The following is an 11,153-nucleotide window of genomic DNA, read 5'->3' as shown; positions in this document are numbered from 1 at the left end:
ACGAGCACCCCTGCCCTCCCGTCCGCCTTGGAACGACGGAAGGATTCGGGCTTTTTCGTGATCCAGACAACAGCTTACGCCAGATTTCTCCGGCGTGCGATCATGTTTGGCAACAGGCGTTAATCGTTGTGCTGGCGGTGCGGCTGGCCCAGCCTGGCTATCCGGATGACGAACACGGTCGTCGGCCGCACCGGTTCAAGCCGCAGTATCGCGGCCTGCGGTCCGAGCAACAGCGTGTCGCGAGGTCCAAGGCGCGACGATGTCGCGCCGGTCACGCCGACCTCACCGTCGAACGGCAGGATCAGGGTCATAGCGCTGGTCGGCCGGATATCGGTCGGAACCGAAACTATCAGACGCTGGACCGAGTGCGTTGCCCGCCCGCGGCGGGTCATGACGTTGAGGTCGGTGATCGGACCGGAGATCAGCGCGGCCGTGGTCGGCACATCGGCCGGGAAGGACAGCGGGGCGGAAGCCGCCGTCACTTCGGCCGGCCGCCGGCCAGCAATGTCGAGGACGATGCCCTCGCCTTCCAGCACGGCCAGCGTGCGGTCGACGCCGGCAAAGCCCGAGAACGGCCCGCTATCCTCGACTCGCGCCATCGAAACGCGCCAGTCGAAATCGTCCAGCCCGGCGCCGTCCGGCGAGACGGCGATCTCGGTGGTCGTGCCGCCGCCATTCTTCCACGGCATGACCCGGTAGTCGGCGGCCCGTAGGATGCGCATCATTTAAGCCAATCAGCCTAAAATACCGGGCAGATTGAGCTGGTGCTCCTTCGCGCACTCGATGGCGATGTCGTAGCCGGCATCGGCGTGGCGCATGACGCCTGTCGCCGGATCGTTCCACAACACGCGCTGCAGGCGCCTTGCGGCGTCCGGCGTGCCGTCGGCGACGATGACCATGCCGGCATGCTGCGAGAAGCCCATGCCGACGCCACCGCCATGATGCAGCGACACCCAGGTTGCGCCCGACGCGGTGTTGAGCAACGCATTGAGCAGCGGCCAGTCGGAGACGGCGTCGGAGCCGTCCTTCATCGCTTCCGTCTCGCGGTTGGGCGAAGCCACCGAGCCGGAATCGAGGTGGTCGCGGCCGATGACGACGGGCGCCTTGAGTTCGCCCCTGGCCACCATCTCGTTGAAGGCGAGCCCCAGCCTGTGGCGGTCGCCGAGGCCGACCCAGCAGATGCGCGCCGGCAGGCCCTGAAAGGCGATGCGCTCACGTGCCATGTCCAGCCAGTTGTGCAGATGGGTGTTGCCGGGGGTGAGTTCGCGCACCTTGGCGTCCGTCTTGTAGATATCCTCGGGATCGCCCGAAAGAGCAGCCCAGCGGAACGGGCCGATGCCACGGCAGAACAGCGGCCTTATATAGGCCGGCACGAAACCCGGGAAAGCAAAGGCGTTCTCGAAGCCTTCGTCCTTGGCGACCTGGCGGATGTTGTTGCCATAGTCGAGCGTCGGCACGCCGGCATTCCAGAACGCGACCATCGCCTCGACATGCTCGCGCATTGAGGCGCGGGCGGCCTTCTCGACAGCCTTGGGATCGGAGACGCGCTTCTCGCGCCACTCAGCCATCGTCCAGCCCTTGGGCAGATAGCCGTTAATCGGGTCATGCGCCGAGGTCTGGTCGGTGACCATGTCGGGGCGGATGCCCCGCTTGAACATTTCCGGCACGATGTCGGCCGCATTGCCGAGCAGGCCGACCGACTTCGCCTCGCCGGCCTTGGTCCAGCGCTCGATCATTTCCATCGCTTCGTCGAGCGTCTCGGCCTTCTCGTCGACATAGCGGGTGCGCAGCCGGAAATCGATCGAGTCCGGATTGCATTCGATGGCGAGGCAGCAGGCGCCGGCCATGACGGCGGCAAGCGGCTGGGCGCCGCCCATGCCGCCGAGGCCGCCGGTCAGGATCCATTTGCCCGTAAGGTTGCCATTGTAGTGCTGGCGGCCGGCCTCGACGAAGGTCTCGTAGGTGCCCTGCACGATGCCTTGCGTGCCGATATAGATCCAGGAGCCGGCCGTCATCTGGCCGTACATCATCAGGCCTTTTTTATCGAGTTCGTTGAATTTGTCCCAGGTCGCCCAATGCGGCACGATGTTGGAGTTGGCGATCAGCACGCGCGGCGCATCGGTGTGCGTCCGGAAGACGCCGACCGGCTTGCCGGACTGGACCAGCAGCGTCTCGTCTTCATTGAGGGTCTTCAACGAGGCGACGATGCTGTCGAAATCGTTCCAGGTGCGCGCGGCCCGGCCGATGCCGCCATAGACGACGAGCTCATTGGGGTTTTCGGCGACATCGGGATCGAGGTTGTTCATCAGCATGCGCAGCGGCGCTTCGGTCGTCCAGTATTTGGCGTTGAGCTTGTCGCCGCGGGGCGCGCGCACTTCGCGGATGTTGTGGCGAGGATTGTTCATCATTGTCCCTTTGGAGTAAGGCGGCGTCTCAGCGCCCGGCCCAGTCAATGGCGGATTGGAGGATTTTCGTCAGTGTGGCGCGCATCGGCGCGGCGAACTCGGCATCATAAGGCACCGGCCAATTGTCCGGTTCGCCCTTGCCCTCGGGCTCGCGCAAATAGCCGCGATCGGCAAGTTCCATCTGCAGCGCATGGTAGCCGGCTTGCGGATTGCCGAAATAGCGGGTGATCCAGCCGCCCTTGAAACGACCGTTGATGACATTGCTTTCACCGCTTTCGGCCATGATCTGGCCGACCAGCGCCTGAAGCATTGGGTCCGCGGTCTGGCCGTCATTGGTGCCGAGATTGAACACCGGCAGCGTGCCATAGAACAGCCGCGGCAGCACCGAACGGATCGAGTGGCAATCGTAAATGACGACCTTCTCATGCAGGCCGCGCAGCCTGACGGCCTGGGCCGCCAGCATTTCATGGTAGGGCACGAAATACGCTATGCGGCGCTGGTCTATCTCCGACGGCGTCGGTTCCGCGCCGGGCAGATACAGCGGATCGCCGTCGAAGGTCTCGGTCGGGCATAGCGTCGTTGTCGTCTGCCCGGGATAGAGCGAGGCGCCGGAGGGATCGCGGTTGACGTCGATGACGGTGCGCGAGATCGACGTGTGCACGACAGTCGCGCCAAGGCCGGCGGCAAAATCGTAGAGATTGTCGATCCACCAGTCGCAATCGCGGCGGCCGAGCCAGGGCGAGACCAGCCGATTGTCGATGCCGGCGAGATCGATACCCGTGTGCGGGATGGACACCAACAGGGGTGCCGTGCCTTCCGTCACTGTCAGCCAGTCGGCCATGTCAGACTCCCGAAATCGAAGGCAGTGTCACCGCGCCGGCAGCCTTGATGGCAGCGCCGCTGCGCACCATGGCGATGGCCTTTTCCATATCGGGATGGAAATGTCGGTCGTTGTCGAGATGCGGCACTTCTGCGCGGACCAGTTTGCGCACGGCTTCAAGGGCCGCGCTCGACGCCAGCGGTGCATGGAAATCGCAGCCCTGCGCGGCGGCCAAGATTTCGATGCCGATGACGGCTGTCGCATTCTCGACCATGCCGATCAGCCGGCGCGCGCCATGTGCGGCCATCGAGACGTGGTCTTCCTGGTTGGCCGAGGTCGGGATGGAATCGACGCTCGCGGGATAGGCCTTCTGCTTGTTTTCGGAAACGAGTGCCGCCGCCGTCACCTGCGGGATCATGAAGCCGGAGTTCAGGCCGGGCTTCGGCGTCAGGAATGCCGGCATGCCGGACAGCGCCGGGTCCACCAGCATGGCGATGCGGCGTTCCGACAGCGAGCCGATCTCGCAGACGGCGAGCGCGATCATGTCGGCGGCGAAAGCCACCGGCTCGGCGTGGAAATTGCCGCCTGAAAGCGCAGTATCGTCCTCGGCGAAGATCAGCGGATTGTCGGTGACGCCATTGGCCTCGGTGCCGAGCGTATCGGCAGCCTGGCGCAGCACGCTGAGTGCAGCACCCATCACCTGCGGCTGGCAGCGCAGGCAGTACGGATCCTGCACGCGCTCATCGCCGACGCGGTGCGATTCACGGATGGCGCTGCCGGACATCAGATTGCGCAGCGCTGCCGCCGTCTCGATCTGGCCCGGGTGTTTTCTGAGGAGATGGATGCGCGGATCGAAGGGTGCATCCGAGCCCTTGGCGGCGTCGGTCGACAGCGCCCCGGCGACCAGCGCCGACTGGTAAAGCACTTCGGCCTCGAAGAGAGCGGCCAACGCGTAGGCGGTGGAGAACTGCGTGCCGTTGAGCAGCGCCAGGCCTTCCTTGGCGCCAAGCGTCACCGGCTCCAGGCCGTGCGAGACGAAAGCGACCTTGGCCGGGAAGCGGCCATGCGGTGTAAAGCATTCGCCGACGCCGATCATCACCGCCGTCATGTGCGACAGCGGCGCGAGATCGCCGGAGGCGCCGACCGAGCCCTGCGCCGGCACGACGGGGATGACGTCGTTGGCCAGCATCGCTTCCAGCAACTCGATGGTTTGCGGCCGCACGCCCGACGCGCCCTGCGCAAGGCTGGCGAGTTTTAGCGCCATCATCAGCCGGACAATCGAAACCGACATCGGCTCGCCGACACCGGCGGCATGCGATAGCACGATGTTGCGCTGCAAGGTCTCAAGATCCTCGGCCGGAATGCGGACGCTGGCCAGTTTGCCGAAGCCGGTGTTGATGCCGTAAACCGGCTCACCCTTGGCGACGATCCGCGCCACTGCCTCGGCGCTGGCCTTGATTTTTGGCCGGCAGGAGGCGTCGAGCTTCGGCACGGCGCCGCGATAGAGAGCGCGCCAGTCGGCCAGCGACGCATTGCCGGGCTTCAGGTTAAGTTCGGTCATTGTCCTCTCCAGATGCGGGCATGGAGCGGGTTGAAGCCCATGCGGTAGACGAGTTCGGCCGGACGCTCGATGTCCCAGATCGCCAGGTCGGCGGATTTCCCTGCTTCAAGCGTGCCGGTCTGGCCGAGCAATCCCAGCGCACGGGCAGCCTCGCGAGTGGTGCCGGCCAGGCACTCCTCGACGGTCAGGCCGAAAAGCGTCGCGGCCATGTTCATGGTCAGAAGCAGCGAGGTCAGCGGCGACGTCCCGGGATTGTTGTCGGTGGCGACCGCCATCTTGACGCCGTGCTGGCGAAACAGGCCGATCGGCGGCTTCCTGGTTTCGCGGATGAAATAGTAGGCGCCGGGTAGGATCGTCGCCACGGTGCCGGCCTTGGCCATCGCTGCGGCACCTGCTTCATCGGTGTATTCGAGATGGTCGGCCGACAGCGCGCCATAGCGGGCGGCGAGTTCGGCGCCATGCAGGTTCGACAGCTGGTCGGCATGGAGCTTTACCGGCAGGCCAAGCGCCTTGGCCTTGTCGAACACGCGGGCAATCTGTTCCGGCGAAAAGGCAATGCCCTCGCAAAAGCCGTCTACGGCGTCAGCCAGGCCCTCGGCGGCGATTGCGGGGAGGATGGTGTTGGCGACGAGATCGACAAAAGCGTCCTTGTCGCCTTTTGCTTCCGGCGGCAGCGCATGCGCGCCGAGGAAGGTGGTGCGGACCGTGACCGGGCGTTGCTTGTCCAGTTGCCGCGCGGCGCGAAGCGACTTCCGTTCATTTCCGAGATCGAGCCCGTAACCCGACTTTACCTCTACCGTGGTGACGCCCTCGGCCATCAGCGCGTCAAGGCGCGGGAGAGTCTGCGCAACCAGTTCGTCTTCGCTCGCGGCACGCAGGGATTTGACCGAGGAGACGATGCCGCCGCCGGCGCGGGCGACTTCTTCATAGCTGGCGCCGGCCAGCCGCATCTCGAACTCGTTGGCGCGGTTGCCGGCATGGACGAGATGGGTGTGGCAGTCGATCAGGCCGGGCGTAATCCAGCGGCCTTCGCAATCGGTAGTCTCGCCGCCCTGAGCCAACGCTGACGGCATCTCGGCTTCCGGACCGGCATAGACGATGACGCCGTCACGGGCGATGATCGCGCCCTTGTCGACAATGCCCAGTCCGGCAACGCCTTCGGCCATGGTCGCCAGGCGCGCATTACGCCAAAGCTGAAGGCCCCCTGCCCGGCTTTTGTCTTGTGCCGCCATCATCTTTTTCCGTTGCTTGGATGGCGATTATGTATATACATATTGAAAAGCGCTGCAAGTGCAATTGTTCAGGGAATGCGGAGAAAAACGTGACGGCGATCTTTGCGGAACAGGCGCTGCTGCCCAATGGCTGGCACGACAAGGTGCGGATCTCGCTGAGCGGCGGTCAGATCACGAAGGTGGAGCCAGGTTCTTCGCCGCGGAGCGGTGACGAACGCCACGCCATCCTGGTGCCCGGCATGCCGAACCTGCACAGCCACGCCTTCCAGCGCGGCATGGCCGGGCTTGCCGAACTGCGCGGTCCCTCCGCCGACAGCTTCTGGAGCTGGCGCGAGGTGATGTACCGCTTCGCGCTGTCGATGACGCCGGACCAGGTCGAGGCGGTCGCCGCCCAGCTTTATGTCGAAATGCTGGAGGCCGGATTCTCGCGCGTCGGCGAATTTCATTATCTCCACCACGATCGCGACGGAAAACCCTATGCCAACCTTGCCGAGATGGCCGAACGTATTGCCGCGGCCGCCGGCGAAACCGGGATCGGCCTGACGCTGCTGCCGGTGTTTTATGCCCATTCGTCGTTGAGCGGCGCTGCGCCCAACGAAGGCCAGCGGCGATTCATCAACGATGTGAATCGATTCGAACGCTTGCTTGAGAAAAGCCGCGAATCGGTTCGTGCGTTGAATCAGGCTGTCGTTGGCGTCGCCCCGCACAGCCTGCGCGCCGCGACGCCGGAGGAACTCAGCGCTGTTGCCGCCATTGCGCCGGACGGACCGATCCACATCCACGTCGCCGAGCAGGTGAAGGAGGTCGAGGATTGCCTGGCGTGGTCGGGTGCGCGACCGGTCGAATGGCTGCTCGCCAATGCCGGGATCGACAAGCGTTGGTGCCTGATCCACGCCACCCACATGACCGAGGATGAGACAACCGGCATGGCCAGAAGCGGCGCCATTGCCGGGCTTTGCCCGATCACCGAGGCCAATCTCGGCGACGGCACCTTTTCAGCACCTCTGTTCATCGAACATGGCGGCCGCTTCGGCGTCGGCTCGGATTCCAACGTGCTGATCGGCCTGCCGGATGAATTGCGCCAGCTCGAATATTCGCAGCGCCTCGCACACCGCGCCCGCAATGTGCTGGCGGTGGCCGGCGGCTCGACCGGGCGGGCTCTGTTCGACGCGGCCCGCGATGGCGGCAGCACTGCACTCGGCGCCGGCCCGTCGCGGATCGCCGCCGGTGCCGCAGCCGATTTCGTCTCACTCGACGAAAACCATCCTTCGCTGGCCGGAAAAAGTGGCGATGCGATCCTCGACGCCTGGATCTTTGCCAATGGCGGCAAGGTCGATTGCGTCTGGGTGCACGGAAAAAAACAAGTCAGCGGCGGCCGGCATGCAGCGCGTGAGACGATCGCCGAGCGCTTTCGCCATGTGATGACGGCGCTTTCGGCATGAGCATATCAGAGACAGCGGCGGTGGAAGGCGGCGGTTCGCTGCACCAGCGCATCCTGTCCGACATCAGCGAGAAAATAATGTCCGGCGCCTGGGCGCCGGGTCACCGCATCCCGTTCGAGCACGAGTTGACGGCCGAATACAATTGCTCGCGCATGACAGTGAACAAGGCGCTGTCGCAACTGGCCAAGGCCGGGCTGATAGAGCGCCGCCGCCGTTCGGGCAGCTTTGTCCGCCAGCCGCAGTCGCAGGCCGCGGTGCTGGAAATCCACGACATCAGGATCGAGGTTGAGTCGCTTGGCCTGGCTTATCGTTACGAGCGCTTGGCGCGGCAGAAAAGGCGCAGCAGCGCCGAGGATCGCGCCTTGCTGGAACTGGACGCAGCCGGACAGGTGCTGGCGCTTGAATGCCGGCATTTCGCCGGCAAGCGGCCATTCGCGCACGAACAGCGGCTGATCAATCTCGCCGCCGTCGCGGAAGCCGCCGAGGAGGAGTTTCTCGACATCGCCCCCGGCCCTTGGCTGATCGGCCGCGTGCCATGGAGCGAGGCAGAGCACCGTATCCGCGCGGTCGCGGCCGACAGACATATTGCCGAAGCGCTCGACATCGCAACCGGCGCGCCCTGCCTGGTGGTCGAGCGCCGAACCTGGAGCGCCGAGCACCCGGTGACGCAGGTGAGGTTCACTTATGCCGCGGAGAGCCACACGCTGGTGGCGCGGTTCAGGCCTTCGCAGGGGTAGCTCCTTTACCCTCCCCCTTGTGGGGAGGGTCGCTGCGAAGCAGCGGGGTGGGGGTCGGCGCCAGCCCCCCGCCCGGACCTTCGGTCCGACCTCCCCACAAGGGGGAGGTAGAAGGCTGCACTTTAAATCGCCGCCGTAACGATAATCTCGACAGTGTATTCCGGCCCTGCAAGCTTGGCCTCACCCGTGGCGCGGGCGGGCGTGTTGCCTTGCGGGACCCACTTGTCCCATTCCTTGTTCATCTCGGCGAAGGTGCCCATATCGGCCAGCCAGATGATCGCCTGCAGGATCTTGGTCTTGTCGGTGCCGGCCTTGGCCAGCAGTTCGTCGATAGATGCGAGGATCGACCTGGTCTGTTCGCCAACGCTGGCGCCGGGCGTTCCGACCTGGCCGGCGAGATAGACGGTGTTGCCGTGGATGACGATCTGGCTCATGCGCGGGCCAACATCGATGCGACGAATGCTCATGGGATGGTTCCTTCGTTTGTCGGTGCGCCTGTTTAGAGTCGCTGCCGCCTCCGGGCAAGGCCAACAGCGCGAAACCTCTTGAGCCTGGGTTGGATCTGGGGCCGCAAATGTCTATCTGCGCCGAGGGATTTCTTTCCGGCGCGGATTGCCGACCTCGTGTGAGAGTGGCAAGACTTCGCGCCAAACCAGATTGCGAGGATGAGAGCCATGGAATATCGCGAAATCAGCGAGGACTATTCGGTCTCGGGCCAGATCCAGCCCGGAGATGCCGCCGCCATCAAGGAAGCCGGTTTCAAGAGCGTGATCTGCAACCGGCCGGATGACGAGCAGCCCGACCAGCCTTCGGCCGACAGCGTCAAGGCGGCGGTCGAAGCCGCGGGGCTGGCCTTCCGCTACATCCCGGTGATCAGCGGCCAGATCACGGCCGAGAATGTCGAGGACCAGGCCGAAGCGCTCGACGCGCTTGAGGGACCGGTGTTTGCTTATTGCCGGTCTGGAGCGCGCTGCACCAATCTCTACGGGCTGATTCAGCAGTCCAAGGGGTGATCATCCTGAGGCGCTGGCGATCCCTCACACCCCCCTCTGTCCTGCCGGACATCTCCCCCGCAAGGGGGGAGATCGGATGTCGCCTTCGCTCTTCGCCAATCGCCGACGTTGCAGGATGAGCGCTGGACAAAGCTGCTGATCTCCTCCTTGCGGGGGAGATGGCCGGCAGGCCAGAGAGGGGTGCTGTCCCGCCGACGTATCAACTGAAACTCTCTCAAACTAGATCGGCAGCGCGCCGGTCTCCTTCAGCGTCTCCAACACGATCGCCGTCTTCACATGCTGCACGGAGTCGTGCGGCAGGAGCACACCGTTGACGAATTCCGACAATGATTTCAGATCGGGCGTCACCACCTTCAAGATATAATCCATCTCGCCGGTCAGCGCGTGCGCCTCCTGCACCTCCGGCAGCCGCGCCAGCAGCTCGCCGAAGCGCCTGGCATTGTCGCGGTTATGGGTGGCGAGCGTCACCGAGATGACGTTGACCAGCGAGAAGCCGAGCTTGTCGCGGTCGAGCACGGCGCGATAGCCCTTGATGTAGCCGTCTTCCTCCAGCCGCTGGCGGCGGCGTGAGCATTGCGATGCCGACAGGTTCACGCGCTCCGAGAGATCGTTGTTGGTGAGCCGCGCGTCGCCCTGCAAGAGAGCCATTATCTTGCGGTCAAATTGATCGATGCGCGCTTCATTCATCGATTCATCTCCAATCATGCATGAATTACGCACGAGATGATCATTTCAAGCGTTTGAATGCAAGCACCGTGCGGTCGCTTCGCACTATCATGCGTCATCTCGTGGTCCGATGCGGCCACCATCCGTTTGGAGGAATGCCATGGGTCCCTTCCCGCACGACGCCCCGCCCGCAAAGATCAGCAAGGAAAACCCCGCCGGCACCGACGGTTTCGAGTTCGTCGAGTTCGCGCATGCGGAGCCGCAGAAGCTAGCCGAACTGTTCACCCGCATGGGCTATGTCGCGGTGGCCAAGCACCGCACGAAGGACATCACCGTCTGGCGCCAGGGCGACATCAACTATGTCGTCAATGCCGAGCCGGGTTCGCATGCGATGAAATTCGTCGACAAGCACGGCCCCTGCGCCGCCTCGATGGCCTGGCGCGTGGTCGATGCAAAGCATGCGTTCGAGCATGCGGTATCGAAAGGCGCCACGCCCTACGACGGCAACGACAAGGCGCTCGACGTGCCGGCCATTGTCGGCATTGGCGGCTCACTGCTCTATTTCATCGAAGCCTATGGCAAGAAGGGCTCGGCCTATGATGCCGAGTTCGAGTGGCTGGGCGAACGCGACCCGCGGCCCCAAGGCGTCGGCTTCTATTTCCTCGACCACCTCACCCACAATGTCTATCGCGGCCAGATGGACAAATGGTGGGACTTTTATCGCGAATTGTTCGGCTTCAAGCAAATCCATTTCTTCGACATCGACGGCAAGATCACCGGCCTCGTCAGCCGCGCCATCACCTCGCCCTGCGGCAAGATCCGTATCCCGCTGAACGAGTCCAAGGACGACACCAGCCAGATCGCCGAGTATCTGAAGAAGTACAATGGCGAAGGCATCCAGCATATCGCTGTCGGCACCGACGACATCTACACCGCCACCGACAAGCTTGCCGACAACGGGCTGAAGTTCATGCCCGGTCCGCCGGAGACCTACTACGACATGTCGTACAACAGGGTGAACGGGCATGAAGAGCCGATCGAGCGGATGAAGAAGCACGGCATCCTGATCGACGGCGAAGGCGTGGTCGACGGCGGCATGACCAAGATCCTGCTGCAGATATTCTCCAAAACCGTGATCGGCCCGATCTTCTTCGAATTCATCCAGAGGAAGGGCGACGAAGGTTTTGGCGAAGGCAATTTCCGCGCGCTGTTCGAGTCGATCGAGCAGGACCAGATCAAGCGCGGCGTGATCAAGGTCGATGGCAAGGCGGCGTGAA

11 protein-coding genes are annotated in these 11,153 nt (G+C 64.0%); 4 read left to right on the top strand and 7 right to left on the bottom strand.

Annotated features, from left to right (window positions below):
• Nucleotides 1-119 precede the first annotated feature (119 nt).
• From NKJ76_RS13510 to hutI, 5 genes are read right to left on the bottom strand one after another with little or no spacing between them, the layout of a single operon-like run.
• The gene (locus tag NKJ76_RS13510) at nt 120-722 is read right to left on the bottom strand and encodes a HutD/Ves family protein (RefSeq protein WP_352537664.1); all 603 of its coding nucleotides are present in this window, start codon (nt 720-722) and stop codon (nt 120-122) included.
• 12 nt (nt 723-734) lie between these two features.
• Nucleotides 735-2,405: a urocanate hydratase gene (hutU, locus tag NKJ76_RS13505; RefSeq protein ID WP_023705777.1), complete on the bottom strand. Its 1,671-nt coding sequence runs from the start codon at nt 2,403-2,405 to the stop codon at nt 735-737.
• Nucleotides 2,406-2,433: 28 nt separating this feature from the next.
• Nucleotides 2,434-3,246, bottom strand: coding sequence for an N-formylglutamate deformylase (gene hutG / locus NKJ76_RS13500; protein ID WP_023743653.1), 813 nt, complete (start codon nt 3,244-3,246; stop codon nt 2,434-2,436).
• A 1-nt stretch (nt 3,247) separates the two neighbouring features.
• Nucleotides 3,248-4,786: a histidine ammonia-lyase gene (hutH, locus tag NKJ76_RS13495; protein ID WP_352537632.1), complete on the bottom strand. Its 1,539-nt coding sequence runs from the start codon at nt 4,784-4,786 to the stop codon at nt 3,248-3,250.
• Nucleotides 4,783-6,018, bottom strand: coding sequence for an imidazolonepropionase (gene hutI, locus NKJ76_RS13490; protein WP_352537631.1), 1,236 nt, complete (start codon nt 6,016-6,018; stop codon nt 4,783-4,785). The genes hutH and hutI overlap by 4 nt, the downstream gene beginning before the upstream one ends.
• Nucleotides 6,019-6,107: 89 nt before the next feature.
• Here hutI and NKJ76_RS13485 point away from each other — a divergent pair, with 89 nt between their 5' ends.
• Nucleotides 6,108-7,460, top strand: coding sequence for a formimidoylglutamate deiminase (locus tag NKJ76_RS13485; RefSeq protein WP_352537630.1), 1,353 nt, complete (start codon nt 6,108-6,110; stop codon nt 7,458-7,460).
• Nucleotides 7,457-8,197 carry a histidine utilization transcriptional repressor HutC gene (gene hutC, locus NKJ76_RS13480; RefSeq protein WP_023724862.1) on the top strand — a complete coding sequence of 247 codons (741 nt, stop codon included), beginning with the start codon at nt 7,457-7,459 and terminating at the stop codon, nt 8,195-8,197. The genes NKJ76_RS13485 and hutC overlap by 4 nt, the downstream gene beginning before the upstream one ends.
• A 122-nt stretch (nt 8,198-8,319) precedes the next feature.
• Here the strand turns inward: hutC and NKJ76_RS13475 are convergent, their stop codons facing one another.
• A complete protein-coding gene (locus tag NKJ76_RS13475; RefSeq protein WP_023672906.1) occupies nt 8,320-8,664 on the bottom strand; it encodes a RidA family protein in 345 nt (114 codons plus the stop codon).
• A 207-nt stretch (nt 8,665-8,871) separates the two neighbouring features.
• Here NKJ76_RS13475 and NKJ76_RS13470 point away from each other — a divergent pair, with 207 nt between their 5' ends.
• The gene (locus tag NKJ76_RS13470) at nt 8,872-9,210 is read left to right on the top strand and encodes a protein tyrosine phosphatase family protein (protein ID WP_352537629.1); all 339 of its coding nucleotides are present in this window, start codon (nt 8,872-8,874) and stop codon (nt 9,208-9,210) included.
• Nucleotides 9,211-9,429: 219 nt separating this feature from the next.
• Here NKJ76_RS13470 and NKJ76_RS13465 read toward each other — a convergent pair whose 3' ends face one another.
• Nucleotides 9,430-9,897, bottom strand: a complete 468-nt coding sequence (locus NKJ76_RS13465) for an Lrp/AsnC family transcriptional regulator (RefSeq protein WP_023698021.1) — start codon at nt 9,895-9,897, stop codon at nt 9,430-9,432.
• A gap of 139 nt (nt 9,898-10,036) precedes the next feature.
• Between NKJ76_RS13465 and hppD the strand changes: the two genes are divergently transcribed.
• On the top strand, nt 10,037-11,152 hold the full coding sequence (gene hppD, locus NKJ76_RS13460; RefSeq protein WP_352537628.1) for a 4-hydroxyphenylpyruvate dioxygenase: 1,116 nt from the start codon (nt 10,037-10,039) through the stop codon (nt 11,150-11,152).
• Nucleotide 11,153: the final 1 nt, after the last annotated feature.

Origin of the sequence: Mesorhizobium sp. M0029 (genome assembly GCF_040323735.1) — a bacterium.
GTDB lineage: Bacteria > Pseudomonadota > Alphaproteobacteria > Rhizobiales > Rhizobiaceae > Mesorhizobium.
The sequence above is the reverse complement of the archived record's forward strand: the minus strand, read 5'-3'. Positions and strand labels throughout refer to the sequence as shown.

Bases quoted from the DNA above. Each gene is read 5' to 3' on its own strand.
- NKJ76_RS13510 (WP_352537664.1), bottom strand. From the start codon at position 722: ATGCGCATCCTACGGGCCGCCGACTACCGGGTCATGCCGTGGAAGAAT.
- hutU (WP_023705777.1), bottom strand. From the start codon at position 2,405: ATGAACAATCCTCGCCACAACATCCGCGAAGTGCGCGCGCCCCGCGGC.
- hutG (WP_023743653.1), bottom strand. From the start codon at position 3,246: ATGGCCGACTGGCTGACAGTGACGGAAGGCACGGCACCCCTGTTGGTG.
- hutH (WP_352537632.1), bottom strand. From the start codon at position 4,786: ATGACCGAACTTAACCTGAAGCCCGGCAATGCGTCGCTGGCCGACTGG.
- hutI (WP_352537631.1), bottom strand. From the start codon at position 6,018: ATGGCGGCACAAGACAAAAGCCGGGCAGGGGGCCTTCAGCTTTGGCGT.
- hutC (WP_023724862.1), top strand. From the start codon at position 7,457: ATGAGCATATCAGAGACAGCGGCGGTGGAAGGCGGCGGTTCGCTGCAC.
- NKJ76_RS13475 (WP_023672906.1), bottom strand. From the start codon at position 8,664: ATGAGCATTCGTCGCATCGATGTTGGCCCGCGCATGAGCCAGATCGTC.
- NKJ76_RS13470 (WP_352537629.1), top strand. From the start codon at position 8,872: ATGGAATATCGCGAAATCAGCGAGGACTATTCGGTCTCGGGCCAGATC.
- NKJ76_RS13465 (WP_023698021.1), bottom strand. From the start codon at position 9,897: ATGAATGAAGCGCGCATCGATCAATTTGACCGCAAGATAATGGCTCTC.
- hppD (WP_352537628.1), top strand. From the start codon at position 10,037: ATGGGTCCCTTCCCGCACGACGCCCCGCCCGCAAAGATCAGCAAGGAA.